Origin of the sequence: Kineococcus sp. TRM81007 (assembly GCF_022669155.1) — a bacterium.
Lineage (GTDB): Bacteria > Actinomycetota > Actinomycetes > Actinomycetales > Kineococcaceae > Kineococcus.
This window is the reverse complement of record NZ_JALBVB010000044.1, coordinates 153,279-175,440: the sequence shown is the minus strand read 5'-3', so window position 1 is coordinate 175,440 and position 22,162 is coordinate 153,279. Positions and strand designations below refer to the sequence as shown.

Below are 22,162 nucleotides of genomic sequence, written 5' to 3'. Positions count from 1 at the left end.
TGGTCTGCGCCCGGTAGCGGGTCAGCGGGTCAGCGGGTCGGCGGGGGAGGTGGCTGGCGCAGCGCGAGCAGGAGCGCGGGGGCGTCGGCCGCGGTGGCGGCGGCCGCGGCGGCTGCGTAGCGGGCGGGGTCCTTCGCACCCGGGCCGGTCAGGTCGCCGCCGTGCGCGCGCAGCGCGGCCACGAACGACGGCCACAGCGCCAGTTCGGCCTCCAGGGCGTCGGGCAGGACCGTGACCCGCTGCGGCGGCAGCAGCCGCAGCACCTGCGCGGTGGCCCGGTGGTGCGTGGTGCGGGCGCGGGAGCGGTTGCGGGCACGCCGCCAGCCGTCCGCGTCACCGTCCACGACGGCGTGCCAGGACGCGCCCAGCGCCTGCGCCACGGCCCCGGCCAGCGGCAGCAGGTGCTTGCCGCCCACCGCGAGGACCACCGGCCCGGACGGGCCGTGCAGCAGGGGACCCAGCACGGCGGCGTCCGTGGCGCCCTCCACGAGCAGCACCGCCCGCCCCCGCACGGCCGCCTCCCGCGCGGAACGCGCGAAGCCCGGAGGCAGCGCGGTGCGCGCCAGCCTCCGGGCTCGTGCGGTGCTCGTGCCGAGGGCCGCGGCGACCAGCGCCACCGCGTCCTCGTCCACGTCCTGCGGGACCTGCGGGTCCAGCGAGGAGTCGTCCAGGTCAGCCGACCTTGGGCTTGTCCTCGGCCTTCGGGTAGATCTCGGTGTTCTGCGCGGTGCTGATCAGCGCGTCCTCGGAGCGCGTCTGGTTCAGCGCCACCGCCTGCGGCGGCAGCACCGCGTGCAGCGCCCAGTCGGTGAGCACCCGGACCCGGTTCGCCATGCTCGGCAGGGCGAACAGGTGGTAGCCGCGCGCCACGATCTTCGCGGGCAGGCCGGTGAGCTCGACGCCCAGCGGCTTGGCCACGGCGGTCAGCCCGCCGAGGTCGGCGACCAGGCCCAGGTCCTTGTGCACGTAGTCCTTGGCCTGGCCGATGCCGAAGCTGGCGGCGATGTTCTGCCCGACCGCGGTGCCCTGGCGCTGCGCGTGCTGCGCCGTCGGCGGGGTGACCGGCTGCGGGCCGTCGGCCGGCTTCTCCTTGGCGAGGTCCGGCACGGCGGCGGCGTCCCCGACGGCCCAGACGTCGTCGGTGACCTTCATCTGCGCGTCGACGACCAGGCGGCCGCGCTCCAGCGGCAGCCCCAGGGTGCCCATGAGCGGGTTGGCGACGATGCCCGCGTTCCAGATGAGGGTGCGGGAGGGGACCGCGGTGTCGTCGGTGAGGTTGATGACGTTGCCCTCGACGGAGGCCACCGACACGCCCAGGCGCACGTCGATGCCGCGGGCCTTCATGGCGGACAGCGCGTACTGGCCCAGGCGCGGCCCGAGCTCGGGCAGCACCGCGGGGGCGACGTCGATGAGCAGCCACTTGACGTCGTCCACGTCGATCTTCGACCAGCGGTCGGCGACGCGCTTGAGCCACCGCTGCGTCTGGGCGACGATCTCGGTGCCGGTGTAGCCGGCGCCCACCGCCACGACCGTCATCCGCTCGGCGCGCTCGGCGTCGAAGCGGGGGTCGTCCGGCAGGGAGTCCGCGGCGTCGAGCTGGTTGACCAGGTGGTCGCGCACGAACGCGGCCTCGGTGATCGTCTTCACGCCCCGCGCCGACTCCGCGACGCCGGGGATGGGGAAGCGGCGGGTCACGGAGCCCGGCGCCAGCAGCAGGCGGTCGTAGGACATGACCTGCGGGTCCGCGTCGGACTCGCCGCGGGAGATGGTGATCGTCTTGGCCTCCACGTCCACCGAGGTGACGTGGCCGACGACCAGCCGGTGCCGCGGCAGCGACTGGCGCAGCGAGACCGCGACGTGACGCGGCTCGAGCACCGATGCGGTGACGTCGGGCAGCAGCGGACTGTAGGTGAGGTGGTCGGTGGGGCTCACGATCACCAGCTCCGCCGTGCTCGCGGGGAGCAGCTTCTCCAGCTTCTTACCGGCGTACAGGCCGGCGAAGCCCCCGCCGACGATGACGACTCGCTGTCGATCGACCATGTAGGGCACCTCTCGTCTCTCCGTCGTCGGGACCGGGACTCCCGTTGCTCCCCGGAATCCTTGCACGATGCTCGCCGGAGTCTCAGCCCGGTGTGTCACCGCCGGGTCCCGCGGGCTCCCGGCGGGCCCGTGAGGGCACCCCGCGGCGGCACCGTCAGCGCCGGTCGCGGCGGGCGGGGCAGGCGGCGAGGTGGTCGTCGACGAGGCCGCAGGCCTGCATGGCGGCGTAGGCGGTGGTGGGGCCCACGAAGCGGAACCCGGCGGCCTTCAGCGCCTTCGCCAGGGCCGCGGAGGCGGGGGTGGAGGCGGGCACGTCCGCCGGTGAGGCGGGTGCGGGCCCGGGCGGGGCGGGGGCGAAGGACCACACCAGCTCCGACAGCCCGGGGCCGGTCTCGGCCAGCCGCAGCGCGGCGCGCGCGTTGGCGACGACCGCGGTCACCTTCAGGCGGTTGCGGATGATCCCGGGGTCGGCGAGCAGCCGGGCCACGTCCGCGTCGCCGTAGCGGGCCACGAGGGCGGGGTCGAAGCCGTCGAAGGCGGCGCGCAGCGTCTCGCGCCGGCGCAGCACGGTGATCCACGACAGGCCCGACTGGAACGCCTCCAGGCACAACCGCTCGTACAGGGCGGCGTCGCCGTGCACGGGCCGGCCCCACTCGGTGTCGTGGTAGCGCTCGTAGAGCGGGTCGCCGGTGCCGAAGCAGCGGAACGGCACACCCGGTGCGGCTCCCTCGGTGGTGCCTCCGGTGGTGCCTCCGGTGGTGCTCGTCGTGGTCACGGCCGCACCCTGGCAGCCGCCGCCGACACGAGGGGCCGGGCGCCCGCCCCTCCCGCCGCGGCGCGGGTCGTCGCGGCGCGGCGCGGCACGGGTCGTGTCGGGAGGGGCCGGTACCGTCCCGTCCCGTGCAGCGCGTCCTCGTCCTCAACGGCCCCAACCTCGGCCGGCTCGGCAAGCGGCAGCCGGAGGTGTACGGCACCACGACCCTCGCGGACGTCGAGGCCGGGCTGCGGGAGCTGGCGGCCGAGCTGGGCGTGCAGGTCGAGGTCCGCCAGACCGACGCCGAGCACGAGATGCTCGCCTGGGTGCACGAGGCCGCCGACGAGCGCCGCCCGGTGGTGCTCAACCCCGCGGCCTGGACGCACACCTCGGTGGCGCTGCGCGACGCGTGCGCGGAGCTGACGGCGGGGCTGGTGGAGGTGCACCTGTCGAACGTGCACGCGCGCGAGGACTTCCGCCGCCGCTCCTTCATCACCCCCGTCGCCACCGGCGTGATCGCCGGCCTGGGCGTGGAGGGGTACGCGCTGGCGGTGCGCTTCCTGGCCGCCCGCCGCGCGTAGGCTCCCGTCGGGCCCGCGCCGGGCGGTGCTCGGCGGCGGGCGGTTCCGGCAGCACGTCAGCGCCGGGCCGGCAGCAGGTCCTTTCAGCAGCAGGTCAGCAGGTCAGCGGGTCGCGAGCACGGGAGACGCAGTGGTCGAGCACATGAAGTGGTGGGGCTGGGGCCAGGAGGGCGTGGCCTTCCACCACGAGGACAAGCCGGGGCTGGCGCCGTTCGCGCGCAGGATGGCCGGCATCGACTTCGACGCGCCGCCGGTGCGGGTGCCGGAGCTGTCCGAGCTGACCGTGCCGGCCTCGCAGGCTCCCGAGGAGCTGCGCGCGGCGTTCGCGGGGGCCGTGGGCGCCGAGCACGTCCACGACGACGACCTGGACCGCGTCGTGCACTGCTACGGCAAGTCGATGCGCGACCTGGTGCGCATCCGCCGCGGCGACTTCGGCCGCCTGCCGGACCTGGTGGTCTACCCGGGCACCGAGGCGGAGGTGGAGGCCGCGCTGCGCGTGGCGCTGGACGCCGACGCCGTGCTGATCCCCTTCGGCGGCGGCTCCAACATCGTCGGTTCGCTGGAAGCGCCGCGCGAGGAGACCCGCCCGGTCGTCTCGCTGGACCTGGGCCGCCTGCGCTCGCTGCTGGAGCTGGACGAGACCTCGCAGCTCGCCCGCATCCAGGCCGGTGCCCTGGGCCCGGACCTGGAGGCGCAGCTGAACGCGCGCGGCTGGACCCTGGGGCACTTCCCCGACAGCTTCAAGCACTCCACCCTCGGCGGCTGGATCGCCACGCGCTCCTCGGGCATGCAGTCCGACCGCTTCGGCGACATCGCCGACATCACCCGCGCCGTGCGCGTGGTCACCCCCAAGGGCGTCGTCGCCACCCGGCAGGTGCCGGTGCAGGCCGCGGGCCCGAGCGTGCGCGAGATGGTGCTGGGCAGCGAGGGGCGCCTGGGCGTCATCACCGAGGCCACCGTGCAGGTGCACCGCCTGGCCGAGGAGCGCGTCATCCAGGCGTACTTCTTCCCCGACTACGGCGCCGGCCTGAAGGCGATGCACGACATCGCCGCCTCGGACGCCTCCCCGTCCATCACGCGCGTCTCGGACGAGATGGAGACCCAGTTCACGCTGGCCACCTCCAAGAAGGGCAGCGCCCTGTCGCAGCTGCTGTCCAGGGGCGTGAAGCTGTACGCCGCCAGGGGCAAGGGGTTCGACCTCGAGAAGATGTGCCTGTCGTTCATCGGGTTCGAGGGCTCCTCGCTGCACGTCAAGCGCAGCAAGCGCCTCGTGGACGAGATCGTCAAGCGCCACGGCGGCTTCGGCGTCGGCACCGGCCCGGGCACCCTGTACGACCAGAAGAAGTTCGACACCCCGTACATCCGCGACTTCATCCTGGACCGCGGCGCCTACGGCGACGTGTCCGAGACGTCCTCGAGCTGGGCGACGCTGAAGACGCTGCACGACGACGTGGTCGCCGCCGCCCAGAAGGCGTTCGCCGAGATCGGCACGAAGGGGTTCGTCTTCTGCCACCTGTCGCACAGCTACCACTCCGGCGCGTGCCAGTACTTCACGTTCGCGTTCCAGCCGCCGGCGGACCGCGACGGGCTGGAGGCGTACGACATCGTCAAGGGCGCCATCCAGCAGGCGTTCATCGACAACGGCGGCACGCTCTCGCACCACCACGCGGTGGGCCGCGAGCACAAGCCGTGGGTCACCGACGACCTCTCCCCGGCGGGCGCCGAGGTGGTCAAGGCGCTGTTCGCGGGCGTGGACCCGGGGCGCAACCTCAACCCGGGCGCGATCGTCGACTGACGCGCCGAGCGCGGTCGTGGCCTGACGCGCCGGGCGCGCGTCAGGCCACGCGCAGCTCGGCCCAGACGGTCTTGCCGTCCCCGTGGGCGCTGACCCACCAGCGTTCTGCGAGCACCTCGACGATCTGCATGCCGCGGCCGCTGAGGGAGTCCTCGCCGGCCCCGCGCGGCAGCGGGTGCGAGGTGGAGCAGTCGTCCACGCCGAGGGCCAGGCACGCCGACAGCGGGTCGTGGCGCACCGTCAGGGCGGTGCCGGAACCGGTGTGCAGCACCGCGTTGGTGACGAGCTCGGAGACCACCAGTTCCGCCTCGTCGGCGACGCGCACCAGTCCCCAGGCGTCCAGGGTCACGCGCAGGTGCTCGCGCGCGGCGGCCACGGCGCGGGTGTCCCCGGGAAGCGCGAGCTGCGACTCGCGGCTGCCGGGCGCCGGGCCGGCGTAGTCGGCGAGGAGCAGGGCGGCGTCGTCCGCGCGGGCTCCGGCGGCCGGGGCCAGCAGGGCGTCGGCGAGGTGGTCGGGGTCCGCGGCGGCGTGCTCGCGCAGCACGCGCTCCAGGACGGCGACGCCGTCGGTGCGGCCCCCGCGCGGCCACTCCACGACGCCGTCGGTGTGCAGCAGCAGCCGGCTGCGCCCGGGGAAGCGGTGCCGCGCCGCCGGGTAGGTCGCTCCGGGCACCACGCCCAGCGGCGGCCCCGGCTCCACCCGGAGCGCGCGCGGCGGGTCCGGTGCGAACGCCACGGGGGCGGGGTGCCCGGCGCTGGCCACGGTCGCCTCGCCGGTGTCGGTGTCCAGGGCCAGCAGGCAGCAGGTGGCGAACAGCTCCGTGCCGGCGGAGCAGAGCAGGTCGTTGGTGCGCTGCAGGACGGCGGAGGGCTCGTGGCCCTCGCTGACGTAGGCCCGCACGGCGGTGCGGACCTGCCCCATGAGGGCGGCGGCGGCGGTGCTGTGCCCCTGCACGTCGCCCATGACGAGCACGAGGGTGCGTTCGGTGCGCACGGCGTCGTAGAAGTCGCCGCCGACCTCGGCGCCGTCGGTGCCCGGCAGGTAGCGCGCGGTCAGGAGCACCGCCTCGTCGCGGGGCAGGGCACCGGGCAGCAGGCCGGCCTGCAGCGCGCGGGCCGTCTCGGCGGCCCGGCGGGCGTGCTCGACGGCCTCCCTGTCCTGCGCCTGGCGGCGGGCGCGCCGTTCCCGGTCGAAGATCGAGACGACGAGGTCGGCCAGGTCGGCCAGGTCGGCGCGCCGTCGCGCGTCCAGCGTCGCCGGCTCGGGCCCGAACGCGCACAGGGTGCCCAGGGCCAGGCCCTCGGGGGTGAGCAGGGGGGCGGCGGCGTAGGCGCGCACCTGCGCCATCCGGCCGTCGACCCAGGGGTTGGCGGCGAAGCGGACGTCGCGGCTGGCGTCGGGGGCGTGCACGAGGCCGCCGACGCCGATGGACACGGCGCACATGGAGTCCTCGCGCGCGCACTCGGAGCGCTCGAAGCCCTCGGCGGCCAGCTGCCGCTGCAGGTGCTCGTCGATGACGTTGACGACCGCGTGGGGCAGGCCGGTGACGCGGGTGGCGAGCCGGACGACGGCCTGCAGCTCGCGCGGGGGGTCCGCGGTGACGTCGACGTAGTCGCGCAGGGCCGCCAGGCGTGCGTCGTCGGGGGCGGCGGCCTCCCCGGCGGGCCTGCCCGAGGGGCTGCTGTGCACGACGGCAGGTTACTAGATGGTCACTCTCTGTTGTGAGGTGTCGGGGGAGTCAGTGCTTCCCCGTCGGGTGCCGCCGCGCGGCCCCGCCCGGTGCGGCGTTCCACACGCGGCTCACCAGCCCTCGGGGCACCACGTCCAGCAGCGTCGAGACGGCCTGCCAGCGCCGCGTCGGCACGCTCACCGCCCGGCCCGCGAACAGGTCGTCCAGAGCGGCGTCGACCACGTCGTCCACGTCCAGCCACACGCGCCGCGTCAGCGCCGAGCGCCCGCCCGAACGCATCCCCGAGCGCTCGTGGAACTCCGTGCGCACGTACCCCGGCGCCACGACCGTCGCGCGCACCCCCGTGCCGCGCAGCTCCCCGGCCAGCGTCTCGGTGAGCACGATGACGTACGCCTTGGCCGCCGAGTAGTGGCCACCCCCGGGCACCATCCCGGCCACCGAGCCCACGTTGAGGACGTACCCGCGCCCGCGCGGCACCATCGCGCCCGTCGCGGCGCGCGAGAGCACCAGCACCGCCCGGCACAGCACGTCGAACATCCGCTCGTGGTCGGCCGGGTCGCCGTCGAAGAAGCGCTGCTTGAGCCCGAAGCCGGCGTTGTTCACCAGCACGTCCACCGGTCGCACCGGGTCGGCCACCCGCTCGGCGACCCGCTGCAGCGCGGCGCGGTCCGCCAGGTCCGCGGCCAGCAGCTCCACCGCCACCCCGTGCCGCTCGCGCAACCGCGCCGCGCGCTCCTCCAGGCGCCCGGCGTCGCGGGCAACCAGGACCAGGTCGTGCCCGCGGGCGGCCAGGCGCTCGGCGAAGCCGGCGCCCAGACCGGCGGTCGCTCCCGTCACCAGGGCGGTGGGGCGGGCGGGGACGGGGGCGGGGGAGGCGGCGGGGGTGCTCACGGCGCGCGAGCCTACGCGGGCACGGCCACCACGCCGCGCCAGCGCCGCTGCGACAGCAGGGCGACCGCGGCCGCGGCCAGCACCGCCCCGGCGGCCGTCGCCAGCGACAGCTGGGCCGTGCGGTGCTCCAGCACCGCCCCGGCGACCGCGTTGCCGATCGCCGCGCCCGCCGTGATCGCCGTGGTCAGCCACGCCTGCGCCTCGCCCATGCGGTGCGCGGGCACGAGGTCGTCGACGAGGTGCTGGGCGGCGATGAGGTTGGGGGAGATGAACAGGCCCGTGACGAACAGCGCCCCCAGCAGCAGCGGCAGCGGCACGCCGCTGCCGGCGCTGGCCGACAGCAGCACCAGCAGCCCGCCGAACCCGGCGAGGGTCACCACCAGGCGCAGCCGGTCCGCGCTGCTCCAGGAGCGGCTGCCGTACAGCAGGCCGCCGACCGCGCTGCCGCTCGCGATCGCGGCGAACAGCACGCCGAGGTCGTCGGCGGAGCCGAACCGCTGCTCGGCCATGCCCGCCATCGACACGTCGAGGAGCCCGAACCCGATGCTCATGGCCGCCATCACGGTCAGCACCGCGGGGATCCCCACCGCGCGCAGCACGCCCAGGCCGGCGCCCGCCCCGACGGCGGTCTCGGCGCGGGCGGCGGGCGCCGGGCGCCGGCGCGGGCCCTCGCACCGGCAGTAGGCCAGCGTGCCGCCGGCGAGCATCACGGCCGTGGCCACCAGCGGCACCACCGCCGGCCCGACGGCCAGCAGCAGCGTCAGCAGCAGCGGCCCGGCCACGAAGAGCGTCTCGACGGCCACCGCGTCGAGCGCGTAACCGCGGCGGCGCAGCCGCTCGTCGGTCACCACGACGCGCCAGGTGGTGCGCATCGCCGGGCTCAGCGGCGGGAACGTCAGGCCCGCGCCGAGAGCGAGGACGAGCAGCACGGGCGTCGGCACCGCCGGCGCGGCGATCGCCGCGGTCAGGACCAGCAGCAGCGCCGCGCACGAGAACGCGGTCGGCAGCAGCACCCGCGGCTGCCCGTGCCGGTCCAGGCCGCGCCCCCAGAAGGGGGTGCCCACGGCCAGTCCCACCGCGAAGACGCCGGTCACCAGCCCCGCGAGGTCCCACGCGTCGCGCAGGTCGCGCACCAGGAGGACCAGGCCCAGCGGGATCGTCGCGATGGGGACGCGCGCGACCACGGAGGCCGAGAAGGGAGCTGCCACCCGCGGATCGCGCAGCAGCGCGACGTACCCAGCCATGTCACCGTTCCAGTCCGCTCACCCGGGGACGTGCCACCCGGTGCCGGCGGCCGCGCCGGTCCTCGCAGCCTGCCACAGCGCGGGCGGGCACCCGGGCCCGGTGCGGGCCCGTGCTCCGGCCGCCCGGTGCGGGCCCGTGCTCCGGCCGCCCGGTGCGGGCCCGTGCTCCAGCGGGGAGAGGGGGCGGGGGTCAGGCGGCGCTGATGCGGGCGCAGGCACCACCGGCGGCGCGGGCCGCGTCCAGCGCCGCAGCGGCCTGCCGCACCGCCTCGGCGGTGGTGGCCGCGCGCTGGGTGGCCAGGCTGGCGCCGACGCAGACCCCGAGATCGGCCGGTTCCCAGCGCTCCACCGCGTGCAGCAGCGCGTCGGCGGCGCGTTCCACCGTCGCCTCGGCGGTGGCGGGCCGCAGCCCCGTCAGCACGACCGCGAGCAGGCCGGGCGACAGGCGCGTCCAGCGGCCGGCGGCGCCCACGGCCGAGCGCACCCGCCGCTCGACGGTCGCGGCGCAGGGGCCGTCGGGGCGGGTGGCGACCTCCACCAGCAGCAGCGCGGTGACCGTGCCGAGGCGGTGGTCGGTGTCCAGCGCGTGCTCCAGGGCGTGCTCCAGCGCGTGTGCCAGGTCGTGCTCCGGCGAGCGCCGCGGGTGGGTGGGCAGGCCGGCGAGCACCGGCGTGGGGGACAGGACGAGCGCGGGGGAGACGGTGCTGGCCGGGGTCACCGCACCTGCATCGGCCGGACGGGCGACGCCCTTGAGGGGGCGACGGTCCCGCGCCGGGAACGTTCGACATCGTCGAACCGTCGACGTTGACGCCCCCGGAGGGTCCTCCTAACGTCCCCGACCGCGGCCCCCAGCCGCCCGTCGACTCAACGAGGAGTTCCCCCACCCATGGCAGAGACCAGATCCACGACGGCGCCGCGTGTCGTGCGGCGCGAACCGACCCTGACCGGCGAGCTGCTGGCCGAGTTCGCCGGCACCGCGATCCTCATCCTCTTCGGCGTCGGCGTCGTCGCGCAGGTCGTCGCCGGCCAGAACGGCGACGACGACTCGATCCACTGGGCCTGGGGCCTGGGGGTCACCTTCGGCGTCTACGTCGCCGGCCGCACCAGCGGTGCGCACCTGAACCCGGCCGTGACCGTCGCGCTGGCGGTCTTCAAGGGCTTCGCCTGGCGCAAGGTCCTCCCCTACAGCGTCGCGCAGCTCCTCGGCGCCTTCGTCGCAGCGCTCATCGTCCGGTGGGTGTACGCCGACGCCATCGCGACCGTCGACCCCCGGACGACCTTCGACAGCCAGGGCATCTTCTCCACCCTGCCCGGCGCGGGCGTCAGCATCGGGACCGCGTTCCTCGACCAGGTCGTCGGGACCGCGCTCCTCGTCTTCCTCATCTTCGCGGTCACCGAGCTGCGGGCGACGCCGCCGGCGGCGAACCTCGCGCCGTTCATCATCGGCCTGATCGTCGTGGCCATCGGCTTCGCCTGGGGCAGCAACGCCGGCTACGCCATCAACCCGGCCCGCGACCTCGGCCCGCGCCTGGCGTCGTTCCTCACCGGCTACTCCACGGCGATGCGCGAGCCCGGCGGCCAGTTCTACTTCTGGGTGCCCATCGTCGCCCCGCTCATCGGCGGCGTGCTCGGCGGCGGGCTGTACCGGGTCCTGGTGGAGCGCCACCTGCCCGACCAGACGGACGCGGAGCAGCCCACCGGCCGCATCCCGGCCGAGGACGACTGACCGCCGCCGGCGGCACCCACCCACCACCCCTGCAGAGAGGCAGCACGAACATGGCGAACGGCAGCGGAGCCCGGTACGTCGGCGCGGTCGACCAGGGCACGACCTCCACCCGCTTCATGGTCTTCGACCACAGCGGCAACGAGGTGGCCAAGTACCAGCTCGAGCACACCCAGATCATGACGAAGCCCGGCTGGGTGGAGCACGACCCCATCGAGATCTGGGAGCGCACCAGCTCGGTGATCCAGAGCGGGCTCCGGCAGGCGAACCTCGGCGCGGACGACCTCGCCGCCCTGGGCATCACGAACCAGCGCGAGACGGCGCTGGTGTGGAACCGCCGCACCGGCCGGCCGTACTACAACGCGATCGTGTGGCAGGACACGCGCACCGACCGCCTCGCCTCGGCGCTGGACCGCGACGAGCGCGGGCAGACGATCCGGCGCAAGACCGGCCTGCCCCCGGCGACGTACTTCTCCGGCGGCAAGGTGCAGTGGATCCTGGAGAACGTCGAGGGGGTGCGCGAGGCCGCCGAGCGCGGCGACGCGATCTTCGGCAACACCGACTCCTGGCTGATCTGGCACCTGACCGGCGGTGTCCACGGCGGCGTCCACGTCACCGACGTCACCAACGCCAGCCGCACGATGCTCATGGACCTGGAGACCCTCGACTGGGACGACGAGCTGCTGGAGATCTTCGGCATCCCGCGTTCCATGCTCCCCGAGATCAAGCCCTCCTCGTTCACCGCCGGGTACGGCACGACCACCGCCGACGGCCCGCTGGGCGGTGAGGTGCCGCTCACCGGGATCCTCGGCGACCAGCAGGCCGCCATGGTCGGCCAGGTGTGCTTCGAGCCCGGCATGGCGAAGAACACCTACGGCACCGGCAACTTCATGCTGCTGAACACCGGCACCGAGCTGGTGCGCTCCAAGGCCGGCCTGCTGACCACGGTCTGCTACCAGTTCAACGACGAGAAGCCCGTGTACGCGCTGGAGGGTTCCATCGCCGTCACCGGCTCGGCCGTGCAGTGGCTGCGCGACCAGCTCGGCATCATCTCCGGCGCCGCGGAGTCGGAGAGCCTGGCCCGCCAGGTGCCCGACGCCGGCGGCTGCTACTTCGTGCCGGCGTTCTCCGGACTGTTCGCGCCGTACTGGCGCTCCGACGCGCGCGGCGCGATCGTCGGCCTGTCGCGCTACAACACCAACGCGCACATCGCCCGCGCCACGCTGGAGTCGATCTGCTACCAGAGCCGCGACGTCACCGAGGCGATGGCGGAGGACTCCGGGGTGGCCGTGGAGGTCCTCAAGGTCGACGGCGGCATCACCGCCAACACGCTGTGCATGCAGCTGCAGGCGGACGTCCTCGGCGTGCCGGTCTCCAAGCCCGTCGTGGCCGAGACCACCGCGCTGGGCGCCGCCTACGCCGCCGGCCTGGCCGTCGGGTTCTGGAAGGACACCGACGAGCTGAAGGCGAACTGGAACGAGGGCGCCCGCTGGGAACCCACCTGGACCGACGAGCAGCGCACCGACGGCTACGCGGGCTGGAAGAAGGCCGTGCAGCGCACGCTGGACTGGGTGGACGTCGACTGACGCCCGCGAGGACGTGATCGCGCGCGGGTGGGGCACCCCGCCCGCGCGCTCCGCGGCACCAGGCCGCACGATGGACGAGACGCTCGATCTGGAGGACACGACGTGGAGACCAAACCGCTGTCGCCGCAGGCGCGGCAGGACGCGCTGCGCGAGATGGCCGAGGGCGAGCTCGACGTGCTCGTCGTCGGCGGGGGCGTCGTCGGCACCGGCGCCGCACTGGACGCGGTGACCCGCGGCCTGCGCACCGGGCTGGTGGAGGCGCGCGACTGGGCCAGCGGCACCTCGAGCCGCTCCAGCAAGCTCGTCCACGGCGGCCTGCGCTACCTGGAGATGCTCGACTTCGCCCTCGTGCACGAAGCGCTGCGCGAGCGCGGCCTGCTGCGCAACAAGCTGGCCCCGCACCTGGTGAAGCCGGTGCCGTTCCTGTACCCGCTGACCAAGCGGTTCGCCGAGCGCCCCTACGTGGGTTCCGGCGTGGCCCTGTACGACGGCATGGCCCTGTCCAGCGGCAACAACCAGGGTTTCCCGCTGCACCGGCACCTGACCCGCAAGGGCGTGCAGAAGGAGGCGCCCGGCATCCGCCGCGACGCCATGGTCGGCGCCATCCAGTACTACGACGGGCAGGTCGACGACGCCCGCCACACCATGACGATCGCCCGCACCGCCGCCACCTACGGCGCGCTCGCCGCCAACCGCACCCGCGTGAAGGAGTTCCTGCGCGAGGGTGAGCGGGTCGTCGGCGCGGTGCTGGTGGACCTGGAGTCCGGCGCGGAGATCCGGGTGCGCGCCAAGCAGGTCATCAACGCCACCGGCGTGTGGACCGACGAGACGCAGGAACTCGTCGGGGCCCGCGGGCAGTTCAAGGTGCGCGCCTCCAAGGGCATCCACCTCGTCGTGCCGCGCGACCGCATCCAGTCGAAGACGGGGATGATCCTGCGCACGGAGAAGAGCGTGCTGTTCATCATCCCGTGGGGCCGGCACTGGATCATCGGCACCACCGACACCGACTGGGACCTGGACAAGGCGCACCCGGCGGCCACCAGCGCCGACATCGACTACGTCCTCGAGCACGCCAACGGGGTGCTGAAGTCCCCGCTGACCCGGGCGGACGTCGAGGGCGTCTACGCCGGGCTGCGCCCGCTGCTGAGCGGTGAGTCGGAGTCCACCAGCAAGCTCTCCCGCGAGCACGTCGTCGGCCACCCCGTGCCCGGCCTCGTCGTCGTCGCCGGCGGCAAGTACACGACGTACCGCGTGATGGCGAAGGACGCGGTGGACGTGGCGGTGGACGGCCTGGACGGCAAGGTGCCGGCCTCGACCACCGAGAACGTGCCGCTCGTGGGCGCCGAGGGCTACCACGCCCTGTGGAACCAGCGTCACCAGCTGGCGGCGCGCGCCGGCATCCACGTCGACCACGTGGAGCACCTGCTGAACCGCTACGGCTCGGCGGTCGACGAGGTGCTGGCGCTGATCGCGCAGGACCCGTCGCTGGGGGAGGTGCTGCCGCACGCCGACGACTACCTGAAGGCCGAGGTCGTCTACGCGGCCACCCACGAGGGCGCCCAGCACCTCGACGACGTCCTGGCCCGCCGCACCCGCATCTCCATCGAGACGTACGACCGCGGCACCGAGAGCGCCGAGCTCGTCGCGCAGCTCGTCGGCGACGCCCTCGGCTGGGACGAGGAGCGGCGCACCACCGAGGTGAAGACGTACCTGGAGCGGGTGGCCGCCGAGCGCGCCTCCCAGGAGGAACCCGACGACGCCGCCGCCGACGCGGCGCGCCTGCGCGCCCCGGAGATCGTGCCGGTCTGACCCCCGGCTGCCTGCCCCCGCCGCACCGCGTCCGCGGGGCGGCGGGGGTCCTCGCAGCGGGTCGGTCGGCCGGCGGGGAACCGCTTCGTGCGCTCCTCGCGCAGGTCGTCGAGGACGGCCGCGGCCCGGGCCCCGCTCACCCGCGCGGCATCGGCGGCACGTGCCGCAGCGGCGCCAGCGACCACAGCGACAGCAGCACGGCCGCCACCACGGCGCTCGCCAGCACCGCGGCCGTCAGCCGGCCCGCGAAGCCGAGGACCACCGCGGTCCACGCCGCCGCGAGCAGCACGAAGACCACCCGGGCCGCGCCGAGCCGGCCGGACGCGGCGTGCACCAGGAACGCGGCCAGCCCGCTGGTGGTCCCGGTGAGCAGCCCGAAGAAGGCCCCGGGCAGCAGGGCCCCCGCCCAGTCGTCGCCGGGCTGCCCGTCGCCGGTGGCCGCGCGCACCGCCGCGGCGATCGCGGCCAGGACGACGGAGCCGAGCAGCGTGCGGGTGGCGGCCGCCACGGCGGCCCACCCGGGTGTCCGGGGCATCAGGGGCACCTGCGCACCCTCGCACGTCACCGCCGCTCACCGGTGACCGCGTGGCCCGTGCCGTGACCCGCTGCCGGTGGGTGAGCACGCGGACGGGTGTGTGGAACGGTGGGTTCGGTCCCCACCACCCCGCCCAGCCGGCGTCGTCCTGCCAGCCCGGGGGAGCGAACGTCCCTGGCGAAGCCGTCCAGCGAGATGGAGGAGTCGTGGATGCGGGTCCGTGTCATCTGCTCGCTCCGTCCGGTGGGATCACAGGCGTCCCAGCGCGTCGTGCACGTCGGCGTCCAGGTCCAGCGCCTCCAGGACGGCCGTGAGCTGGCGCTCCTCGTAGCGGAAGTGCGACTCCACGATCGCCGCGACGCCCTCCAGGTGGCGGTCCAGTTCGACCGGGGTCGCCGACCGGTCGACGGCGGCCCGCGACCCGGCGAGCAGGTGCGCGATCATCGAGTGGTCCTGCTGCAGGAGGAGCAGCGCACCGCGCAGGTGCGGGTGCTGCTGCGCGATCGAGGGGAACAGCTCCCGGTCCTCGCCCTCGTGGTGCCCGGTCAGGGCGGTGCAGAACCCGTGGCAGTGCAGCAGCAGGTCTCGGGTGGCCGGTGGCGCGGCGTCGCCGCCCTGCGCGAGCGCGGTTCTCGTGACGTGCAGCGCTTCTCTCAACCGCTCGTGCACGGTGCGCAGTTCACGGCTCCAGGTCAGCAACCTGGTCTTCTCGCCCTCACCCACGGGTGACGGGCGAAGGGGACGACGGCATCAGCGTCGCGCTCCTTCGTTCCGGTGCCTCCATGCCTGACACGGTCTGCCACCGGCACGCGACGCTGCGGCGACCGTAGCCCTCGACACCCGAGGTGCACCAGGGTGTTCGGGACCCGTCGACGACCGCGGGAACTCCGGGTCACGTACGGGTGCCGCACCACCGGTGAGTGCCGGGCACCGGTGCGGTCATCGATGCGTCGGCCCGCTCTCAGGAGGACGGTTCACATCTGCCTCGCCCGCCGCTGACCCCTCGGACCTGCCCGCGCGCACCGGCCGCCCGGTGCGTGAGGCGCCTCCGCAGCGCACCTCCGCTCAGGCCGGTCCCGCCGCCCGCTCGGGGACGGCGGAGGTGGAGGCGACCGTGGTCCAGTACTCCTGCTGAGCGGGCGTCAGTTCACCGGTGGTCCCCGGTTCGGCGGGGGGCTTCAGCAGGACGTGGAAGGGGGCGGAGTCGACCGTGCCGCTTCGCACGACGACGACCGGGGCGTTCCCCGTCGCCGCCTCGCAGGCGGGCAGTTCGTCGCGGCACACGACGACGCCCGATCCCTCGCTCATGACGTCCAGGACGGGGTGGTCCCACCAGGTGCTGGTTGCGGTCGGAGGCGGGCCCGGCTCCGACCCGGGTTCGCGCAGAACGCGCCACGTGCGTGCGGCACACCGCTGGCCGAAGCCGAGGTCGCGGTGCCGCTTCGGGGATGCGCCCTTGAACCGTTGACCTATCGGTGAAAACCGATACAGTCTCCTCCGTGGCCCGGCCTCCAGCGACGCTCGACGTCTTCACCGCCATCGGGCACCCGCGACGCCGCCAGATCGTGCAACTGCTCGCCACCGGCGACAAGGCCGTCGGTGAACTGGTCAGCGAGCTCGCGGCCTCGCAGTCGACCGTCTCCGAGCACCTGGCGCACCTGCGGGCCGCAGGTGTCGTCAGCGGCCGCCCGCGCGGCCGCGAACGGCTCTACCACCTCGAGAGAGCACCGCTGCGACAGGTCAGCGCGTGGATCGACCACCTCGACGCGTTCTGGGACGAGCGCATCGAGAAGCTCCGGCACGTCCTCGACGACCTCCAGGGAGAGGGACCACGATGAGCCAGATCCACAAGAGCGTCGACTTCGACGTCCCGGCGAGCACGCTGTGGCGCGCCCTGACCGAGAAGGACCTGCTCGCCACCTGGCTGATGCCCAACGACTTCGAGCCGCGGGTCGGTCACCGCTTCACCATGAGCACCGACCCGGCGCCCTTCTTCGACGGCACCGTGCACCTGCAGGTCCTGGAGATCGACGCACCGCACCGCATGCGCTGGTCCTGGCGCGGCGGCCCGATCGACACCGTGGTGACCTTCACCGTCACCGAGCTCGGCCCGGGATCGTGTCGCTTCGACTTCCTGCAGGAGGGTTTCCACGGGGGCAAGGCGCAGTTCGCGCGGTTCTTCCTCGACCTGGGCTGGCGCAAGACCGGGCGGGTGCTGCTGCGCACGGTGGTGCGCACCCTCGAAGCGACCTCGGTCGCGCGGTGACCGGCGTCGCGCCCGCGCCGACCGCTGCGCTGCACCGCAAGCTGCGCATCGGCCCCGGCGCCCGGGTGTGGGTCTGGCCGGACGCGGAAGACCTGCGCGACGTGCTGGGGGACCCCGGCGGCGGGTACTGCGACGACCCGTCGCAGGCTGACGCCGCACTCGTCGTCGTCGCCGACCGCGCCGGCCTGCGCGAGGCGCTGGAGGAGCACCTGCAAGCCCTCGCGGGCATCGAGGTGGTGTGGCTCGTCTACGCCAAGGGCAACCGGATCGACGTCAACCGCGACTCGCTGTGGGTGGAACTGGCCGCTCACCAGTGGCGGGCGGTGTCCCAGGTGGCCTTCGACACCACCCGCTCCGCCCTGCGGATCCGGCCCCTCAGAGTCGGCGAAGCAGTGCGCCGCGGGTGACGTCGGCACTTCGCGCACTTCGACACGGGGTCTGCTGCACTGATCGGTGACAACCTGATCATGCGGCAGACCCGCTCGGGAGCCGCGGGTTTCGAGGACACGGGACGGGCGTGGGTGGGTGCGCGTGAGGCGGTCGCCGTCGGCACGGTGCGCGCGAGCGACCGCGAGGCACCGGCGGTGGCCGAGTCGTGGATCCGCCTGGTGCGCCAGCTGCGCCTGCGTCTGACCGCGGAACTGGGCGTGTCGGTGGTGCACGTGCTGCCCCGCGAGGTCGCCACCGACCCGGCCGCGCGCCTGAAGGCCACCACCGCGCAACTGGCGGAGGGCGGGCAGCTGGAGGCGACGCTGCGCGTGCCCGGCGCGGCAGGTCCGGTGAGCATCGTGGCGGACCTGCGCACCACCCGGGTGCGCACGTCCGTGCGCGTGAACGCCCCCGCCGACCTGCTCATCGAGACGCACTCCACCGGGCGGGCTGAGAGCACCTGCGAGCAGCTGCGCGACGTGCGCTGCAGGCCGTCCCGGGCGGGAGCGTCCCGAGCTGGTCAGCGGCGCGCCGGCCCCCGCGCTCCACCCAGACCCGCGCGCGCCGGCAGCCCGCGGCCCGCGACGGCCCTCACCGCGACGGTCAGGGCCGCGGCACCGACCAGCCCGGCGAGCGCACCGCCGCACACCGCCCTGCGGGTGCTGCCCACCGGGGCGAGGGAGTCGACGACGTCCTTGACCCGGTCGGACAGGGCCAGGCCGGCTCCGGCGACGACGTTGCCCGGGGGACGGCGGGAGACCTTCGGGTGCGGCCGGGTCGGCGAGCCCAGCCGAGCGGCTTCCCAGGCGGCGCCGATGGCCCGCAACTGCCGGGCGCTGGCGACCTGCTGCAGCCGGGGCAGCAGGTCGTCCTCCTCGTCGTGGGCGTCGTGGCGGATCACCGCGAAGGCGCGGCGGACCTCGGCGTCGTAGTCCGCCGAGCCCGGGTCGGCGCGCTGGAGGTCCTTCAGCATCTCGTTGACCTGCTGGTGGTCACCCTCGATGTGCCGGGTCAGCTCGTCGTCCTGGCCGGCAGCGGGCAGGAACCGCCGGTACGCCGGGAAGAGCACGGTCTCCTCGGCGAAGGCGTGACGCAGGGCCCGCTCGCTCAACTCGGCGACGATGCGACCGCGCGCGCCGGCGTCGGGCTCGCGCTCGTAGGCGTGCATCAGCTCGTCGAGGTCGCGGTGGTCGGCGCTCTGCCGGCTGAGGATGCTGCCCGGACCCCCGCGCTGGTCCTCGGACTGGTCCGCGACCGACGTCAGCCCGTCGCGGCGTGGGTTCGTCATGGCCGGGCCCTACCCGCGCCCCACCACGGGCAAACGGCACGGGCGGTTCCAGGCCGCTGCCCACCCCGACGAGCACCGCCCCGGCACACACCACCCAGGACTCCTCGGACTGCGTGAGTTGTCGTCTCCTCGCGCAGCACGTCCCGTCGTCAGCGGTGGCGACGGGTGCACCGGACGCGGGTGGGCGCACCGCACCCCGGTGGGACACGGTCTCCCGGCCCGCGGCGCGAGCGACGAGTCTGGAAGGCGTGAACAGAGGAACCGGACAGGAAACCGTGCCCGCACCCGGCGACGCGGCGCTGAGCGCGCACCTGGGGCTGTGGTGCACCGGGGGCGGGCACGTGCGCCAGGAACTGCGCCCCGACGGTCGCTACGTGGAGGCGCGCGGCACGCACGAGGCCGCCTACACGGGCCGCTACCGGATCACCGGCGACCGCATCGAGTACTGGGACGACTCGGGTTTCACGGCCGATGGCACGTTCGTCGCCGGCGAGCTCCTCGAGGGTGCGGTCCCGGGTGTAGGCGGTGGCGCGCAGCAGGGCCAGCGCATCGGCGGTGCACAACGCCTGACGGGCCGTGCTGATGATCGCGCGTCTGCCGAGACAGTGAGCTCGTGAACGAGGCCCGAGCCTGGCTGCCAGCTGTGGTCGGCGCAGTCGCTGCCGGTCTCGGAGGGGTTCTGGGACTCGGCGTAGCGACGCTTGCGCCATCAGCTCCGGCTGGCTCCACCTGCTGCTGATAGCTGCCTTCGGATCAGGGGTCGGCGCCTGGGTGGCGTGGGGGCTCGTCGCAGGCTCCGGTCTGGCCGAGGTGTTGCACTGACCGCCTGAGCCCGCAGCCATGACCGGGCAGGTGGCGACATGAGCGCCCCTACGACTCAGCCTGGGCGAGCGATCAGATCAGGTAGGAGATGTGCAGCGCAGCCATCAGAGACATGGCCGCCACGACGATCGTGTCGCTGACCCTCCAGGTCTTCTCATGACGACGTCGTCGACGGTGAGCGCCGATCAGGACAGCGCCGATGAGCGCGATCGAAGCGACGAGGAAGATGACGCGACCCGTGGTGCCGAACACCTGTCGAGGTTATTCAGCTCTGGACGAGGGCGTGAAGACCATCCGCGACTCGACACGATGGCGCACCGGAGGGCGGCATGAGCGGACGTGTCGCAAGCTCGCCCCTACCGTGGTGGCGTGGAGCGACAGCGATCTCGTGCGTGGCGGGTGGCTGAGCGTCTACGGCTCGTCGAAGAGCCTGGGCTCCGCCCGGTGGGCAGTCGAGCATGGTGGCGCCGTTTGGCGTTGGCCCTCGGTGTGGGCTTGGGCGCCAACATCCTCATCCGTGCCTTCGACCTCTTCGGCTGAGCTGCTGGCTGAGGCCGGTGACGGGGCAGGTCTGGTGGGTCAGGTGCTGGGAACCGGTGGTCGGCGCGGAAGCAAGCGTGGTTGCAGGGGTTGATGGTTCAGCGGCCCGTTGCGGGCGAGGACGTCGATGTCCTCACCTTCGCCGACCTCGACGTGCAGGCGACCGGTACCAGCGGGCCAGGGGGTACCGCGGTAGCGGATGAAGGTCTCGACCAGGTGGGGTCCGACCGTCAGGGGGAAGGACGAGGTCTGTCCCCAGGTGAGGGGGTGCTCCTGCCCGTCCAGGCGCAGGAAGGGGCGGGTGCAGGGGAGCAGGACGATCGCGTTCACCCAGTGGGCCCGGGCCTGGATGCGTAGGCGCGCTGCCGGGGTGCCCTGACGGGGCTGGGCAGGTGTTGGGGGTGGGGTGTTGCTCACCTCTCCAGCCTGGCACTGCGGTGCTCAGCTGCGGCTGAGCACTGAGGGTGCTGGTGCTCATCGAGTGCGTGGTCTTCGGCATGAGCGCGCCTTCGACCCGGTGATCGTGCTGCCACGGTGAAATGGTGCGCAGCGAGGGCGTGGCCCCCCGGGACGCCGGCTTCGAGGTCGAGCATCCGGTCCACCGCGCCTGCTCCTGGCGGCCCACGGGCACCGGCCACACCTTCCCGCAGCGCCGCGGCGGCGAGCAGGGGCCGACGCGGGCGGACCCGTCGTACGCCGGGCGGCGAGCACCGCCTGCGCGAGGCCGGCGACGTTCAACCCCGCCGCGCACCTGCTCGGGCGGCCACGGCCCGGTCGGCTGCTGCGGGACTCGCGTCGAGCCGCGTCACCGTGAGCGCCTCACGTCCGTGCGTGTCGTCCCCTCCGCACTCGGTCCCTGGCCGACGATCACCGGGGGCCTGGCGCGTTCCACCTGTCACCGTCGGCTGCCCTGGCAGGAGCCGCCTCGTCGCCCGTGGGGGCCGCCCTGGTCGCCGAGCTGGTGCAGTGGCGCGCCTCGCGCCGGGGGTGGAGCGACGAGGCCAGGCCACTGCCCGGCCCGCAGGTGGTCCTGGTGCTGGGCTGCCCCTCGCGCCCGGGCGGCCGGCTGCACCCGGTGCAGCGCTGGCGCACCGACATCGCGGTGCGCTCGATGCACCCGGTGCACGGTCGGCTGCGCTTCACCGGCGGGTGCACCGGTGTTCCCGGTGAGCCTGGCGGAGCGCGCGTGGTGGCCTCCTGCGCTCGCGACGTCGTCGGCGTGCCCGGTGAGCGGATCGCGCTGGAGGAGGCGGCGCGCAGCACGTGGCAGAACGTGGAGCAGCACGTGGAGCACTGCCTGGACGACCGGTCGTCAAGTGCGCATGCCCGCTCGTGGACCCGGCGGGCCCGTGGTCGTGCTCGCGGCCGCGTGCTCGTGCAGGGCCGCGTAGAACGGGCGCAGCGCGTCGGCGACCCCGCCAGCGCCGGGGCCCAGGGCCACCGCGTCCAGGTCGTCCGCGGCGGTGCGTCCCGGCGCGCGCCGCACCACGCTCAGCTCCGGCGGCTCCGCGGCCATCCGGTGGAACGCGACGGGGTCCGACGGCAGCGCCTCCGCGGCGGGGGAGGGGCCGGAGGCGGCGCTCTCCACCCGGCGCAGCAGCGCCGCCGGCGCGGCCCCGCGCAGCACCAGGACCGCGGCGGGTTCGGCGTCGGCGTGCTCGGCGAGGGCGTGCAGCAGGGCCGCGACGTGCTCGCACGCCCCCTCGCCGTCGTGCGGGCAGCTGCAGTCGTGGGTGAGGTCGCCGCAGGAGGGCAGCAGGTCCAGGCCGACCTCGCCGAGGAGGTCGGTGAGCGCCGGCGGCACGTCGCCGGCGGCCAGCGGCGCGATGAGCAGCGGGTGCTCCACCACGACGGCGACGAGCGCGTCCACCTCGGCCGGGCCCCAGCGGCGCACGCCCACCTCCACCAGCCACGGCCTCGGGCGCTCGCCCTGCACGCGGGCGCCGACCGCCCCGGCGCGCACGCGCAGCTCGCCGACCGCCCCCGTGCCGGCGAGCTCGGCGCCGCGGCGCCAGGCCGCGGGGTCGTGGCCGCGCTCCAGGGCGCGGGGCAGGGCGGTGAGCAGGCGGTGCGACCAGCGGGCCGCGGCGGGGCGCGACCTGCCGGGGCCGGGGCGTCCCGCGCCGGGCCGGGCGTCGCCGGGTGCGGTGCGTCGGTAGCGGGCCACG

General features: G+C 74.6%; 22 protein-coding genes and 2 pseudogenes. 10 read left to right on the top strand and 14 right to left on the bottom strand.

Annotated elements, in window-relative coordinates; genetic code table 11:
- Positions 1 to 29 precede the first annotated feature (29 nt).
- From MN205_RS08330 to MN205_RS08320, 3 genes are all read right to left on the bottom strand, one after another.
- Positions 30 to 632, bottom strand: a complete 603-nt coding sequence (locus MN205_RS08330; protein ID WP_242126160.1) for a hypothetical protein — start codon at positions 630 to 632, stop codon at positions 30 to 32.
- 40 nt (positions 633 to 672) lie between these two features.
- On the bottom strand, positions 673 to 2,040 hold the full coding sequence (locus tag MN205_RS08325; protein ID WP_242126158.1) for an NAD(P)/FAD-dependent oxidoreductase: 1,368 nt from the start codon (positions 2,038 to 2,040) through the stop codon (positions 673 to 675).
- Between the two features lie 154 nt (positions 2,041 to 2,194).
- Positions 2,195 to 2,752: a DNA-3-methyladenine glycosylase I gene (locus MN205_RS08320; RefSeq protein ID WP_242126267.1), complete on the bottom strand. Its 558-nt coding sequence runs from the start codon at positions 2,750 to 2,752 to the stop codon at positions 2,195 to 2,197.
- 188 nt (positions 2,753 to 2,940) lie between these two features.
- On the opposite strand from MN205_RS08320, the gene aroQ reads away from it, so the two are divergent.
- Complete coding sequence (aroQ, locus tag MN205_RS08315) at positions 2,941 to 3,375, top strand: type II 3-dehydroquinate dehydratase (protein ID WP_242126156.1); 435 nt, start codon at positions 2,941 to 2,943, stop codon at positions 3,373 to 3,375.
- A gap of 130 nt (positions 3,376 to 3,505) precedes the next feature.
- Positions 3,506 to 5,170 carry an FAD-binding oxidoreductase gene (locus MN205_RS08310; RefSeq protein WP_242126154.1) on the top strand — a complete coding sequence of 555 codons (1,665 nt, stop codon included), beginning with the start codon at positions 3,506 to 3,508 and terminating at the stop codon, positions 5,168 to 5,170.
- 40 nt (positions 5,171 to 5,210) lie between these two features.
- On the opposite strand, the gene MN205_RS08305 is transcribed toward MN205_RS08310, so the two are convergent.
- The 4 genes from MN205_RS08305 to MN205_RS08290 all read right to left on the bottom strand — a co-directional run bounded on the left by MN205_RS08305 (position 5,211) and on the right by MN205_RS08290 (position 9,714).
- On the bottom strand, positions 5,211 to 6,860 hold the full coding sequence (locus MN205_RS08305; RefSeq protein WP_242126151.1) for a SpoIIE family protein phosphatase: 1,650 nt from the start codon (positions 6,858 to 6,860) through the stop codon (positions 5,211 to 5,213).
- Positions 6,861 to 6,909: 49 nt separating this feature from the next.
- Positions 6,910 to 7,752: an SDR family NAD(P)-dependent oxidoreductase gene (locus tag MN205_RS08300; RefSeq protein WP_308220252.1), complete on the bottom strand. Its 843-nt coding sequence runs from the start codon at positions 7,750 to 7,752 to the stop codon at positions 6,910 to 6,912.
- A gap of 11 nt (positions 7,753 to 7,763) precedes the next feature.
- A complete protein-coding gene (locus MN205_RS08295) occupies positions 7,764 to 8,996 on the bottom strand; it encodes an MFS transporter (protein ID WP_242126150.1) in 1,233 nt (410 codons plus the stop codon).
- 190 nt (positions 8,997 to 9,186) lie between these two features.
- Complete coding sequence (locus tag MN205_RS08290) at positions 9,187 to 9,714, bottom strand: hypothetical protein (protein ID WP_242126148.1); 528 nt, start codon at positions 9,712 to 9,714, stop codon at positions 9,187 to 9,189.
- Between the two features lie 168 nt (positions 9,715 to 9,882).
- Between MN205_RS08290 and MN205_RS08285 the strand changes: the two genes are divergently transcribed.
- From MN205_RS08285 to MN205_RS08275, 3 genes are all read left to right on the top strand, one after another.
- On the top strand, positions 9,883 to 10,722 hold the full coding sequence (locus MN205_RS08285; protein ID WP_242126146.1) for an MIP/aquaporin family protein: 840 nt from the start codon (positions 9,883 to 9,885) through the stop codon (positions 10,720 to 10,722).
- Positions 10,723 to 10,772: 50 nt separating this feature from the next.
- Positions 10,773 to 12,305 (top strand): glycerol kinase GlpK, encoded by a 1,533-nt coding sequence (glpK, locus tag MN205_RS08280; RefSeq protein ID WP_242126145.1) that lies wholly within the window; start codon positions 10,773 to 10,775, stop codon positions 12,303 to 12,305.
- A gap of 102 nt (positions 12,306 to 12,407) precedes the next feature.
- A complete protein-coding gene (locus tag MN205_RS08275; RefSeq protein ID WP_242126143.1) occupies positions 12,408 to 14,114 on the top strand; it encodes a glycerol-3-phosphate dehydrogenase/oxidase in 1,707 nt (568 codons plus the stop codon).
- A gap of 136 nt (positions 14,115 to 14,250) precedes the next feature.
- Here MN205_RS08275 and MN205_RS08270 read toward each other — a convergent pair whose 3' ends face one another.
- The 3 genes from MN205_RS08270 to MN205_RS08260 form a co-directional block, all read right to left on the bottom strand.
- Positions 14,251 to 14,649 (bottom strand): hypothetical protein, encoded by a 399-nt coding sequence (locus tag MN205_RS08270; RefSeq protein WP_242126141.1) that lies wholly within the window; start codon positions 14,647 to 14,649, stop codon positions 14,251 to 14,253.
- A gap of 249 nt (positions 14,650 to 14,898) precedes the next feature.
- Positions 14,899 to 15,372 (bottom strand): hemerythrin domain-containing protein, encoded by a 474-nt coding sequence (locus MN205_RS08265; protein ID WP_242733330.1) that lies wholly within the window; start codon positions 15,370 to 15,372, stop codon positions 14,899 to 14,901.
- Positions 15,373 to 15,714: 342 nt separating this feature from the next.
- The gene (locus MN205_RS08260) at positions 15,715 to 15,957 is read right to left on the bottom strand and encodes a hypothetical protein (RefSeq protein WP_242126138.1); all 243 of its coding nucleotides are present in this window, start codon (positions 15,955 to 15,957) and stop codon (positions 15,715 to 15,717) included.
- Positions 15,958 to 16,148: 191 nt separating this feature from the next.
- On the opposite strand from MN205_RS08260, the gene MN205_RS08255 reads away from it, so the two are divergent.
- Genes MN205_RS08255 through MN205_RS08245 form a run of 3 tightly spaced genes read left to right on the top strand, consistent with a single transcriptional unit; the run spans position 16,149 to position 17,322 of the window.
- A complete protein-coding gene (locus MN205_RS08255; protein ID WP_242126136.1) occupies positions 16,149 to 16,487 on the top strand; it encodes a helix-turn-helix transcriptional regulator in 339 nt (112 codons plus the stop codon).
- A complete protein-coding gene (locus MN205_RS08250; protein ID WP_242126134.1) occupies positions 16,484 to 16,915 on the top strand; it encodes an SRPBCC domain-containing protein in 432 nt (143 codons plus the stop codon). Before MN205_RS08255 ends, MN205_RS08250 begins: the two co-directional genes overlap by 4 nt.
- The gene (locus tag MN205_RS08245; RefSeq protein WP_242126132.1) at positions 16,912 to 17,322 is read left to right on the top strand and encodes a hypothetical protein; all 411 of its coding nucleotides are present in this window, start codon (positions 16,912 to 16,914) and stop codon (positions 17,320 to 17,322) included. The genes MN205_RS08250 and MN205_RS08245 overlap by 4 nt, the downstream gene beginning before the upstream one ends.
- Before the next feature lie 542 nt (positions 17,323 to 17,864).
- Here the strand turns inward: MN205_RS08245 and MN205_RS08240 are convergent.
- Positions 17,865 to 18,632 (bottom strand): hemerythrin domain-containing protein, encoded by a 768-nt coding sequence (locus tag MN205_RS08240; protein ID WP_242126130.1) that lies wholly within the window; start codon positions 18,630 to 18,632, stop codon positions 17,865 to 17,867.
- Positions 18,633 to 18,907: 275 nt separating this feature from the next.
- On the opposite strand from MN205_RS08240, the pseudogene MN205_RS08235 reads away from it, so the two are divergent.
- A pseudogene (locus MN205_RS08235) lies at positions 18,908 to 19,132 on the top strand (Atu4866 domain-containing protein); the annotation flags it as partial.
- A 394-nt stretch (positions 19,133 to 19,526) separates the two neighbouring features.
- Here MN205_RS08235 and MN205_RS08230 read toward each other — a convergent pair.
- Entirely contained in the window at positions 19,527 to 19,706 is a 180-nt protein-coding gene (locus tag MN205_RS08230; protein WP_242126126.1) for a hypothetical protein, read from the bottom strand.
- Between the two features lie 327 nt (positions 19,707 to 20,033).
- On the bottom strand, positions 20,034 to 20,324 hold the full coding sequence (locus tag MN205_RS08225; protein ID WP_242126124.1) for a hypothetical protein: 291 nt from the start codon (positions 20,322 to 20,324) through the stop codon (positions 20,034 to 20,036).
- Between the two features lie 604 nt (positions 20,325 to 20,928).
- On the opposite strand from MN205_RS08225, the pseudogene MN205_RS22320 reads away from it, so the two are divergent.
- Positions 20,929 to 21,267, top strand: a pseudogene (locus tag MN205_RS22320) (ElyC/SanA/YdcF family protein); the annotation flags it as partial.
- A 39-nt stretch (positions 21,268 to 21,306) separates the two neighbouring features.
- On the opposite strand, the gene MN205_RS08220 reads toward MN205_RS22320, so the two are convergent.
- Positions 21,307 to 22,161, bottom strand: a complete 855-nt coding sequence (locus tag MN205_RS08220) for an SWIM zinc finger family protein (RefSeq protein WP_242126122.1) — start codon at positions 22,159 to 22,161, stop codon at positions 21,307 to 21,309.
- Position 22,162: the final 1 nt, after the last annotated feature.

Coding starts and splice junctions, on each gene's coding strand:
- MN205_RS08325 (WP_242126158.1), bottom strand. CDS start 2,040: ATGGTCGATCGACAGCGAGTCGTCATCGTCGGCGGGGGCTTCGCCGGC.
- MN205_RS08295 (WP_242126150.1), bottom strand. CDS start 8,996: ATGGCTGGGTACGTCGCGCTGCTGCGCGATCCGCGGGTGGCAGCTCCC.
- MN205_RS08285 (WP_242126146.1), top strand. CDS start 9,883: ATGGCAGAGACCAGATCCACGACGGCGCCGCGTGTCGTGCGGCGCGAA.
- glpK (WP_242126145.1), top strand. CDS start 10,773: ATGGCGAACGGCAGCGGAGCCCGGTACGTCGGCGCGGTCGACCAGGGC.
- MN205_RS08270 (WP_242126141.1), bottom strand. CDS start 14,649: ATGCCCCGGACACCCGGGTGGGCCGCCGTGGCGGCCGCCACCCGCACG.
- MN205_RS08260 (WP_242126138.1), bottom strand. CDS start 15,957: ATGAGCGAGGGATCGGGCGTCGTCGTGTGCCGCGACGAACTGCCCGCC.
- MN205_RS08250 (WP_242126134.1), top strand. CDS start 16,484: ATGAGCCAGATCCACAAGAGCGTCGACTTCGACGTCCCGGCGAGCACG.
- MN205_RS08240 (WP_242126130.1), bottom strand. CDS start 18,632: ATGACGAACCCACGCCGCGACGGGCTGACGTCGGTCGCGGACCAGTCC.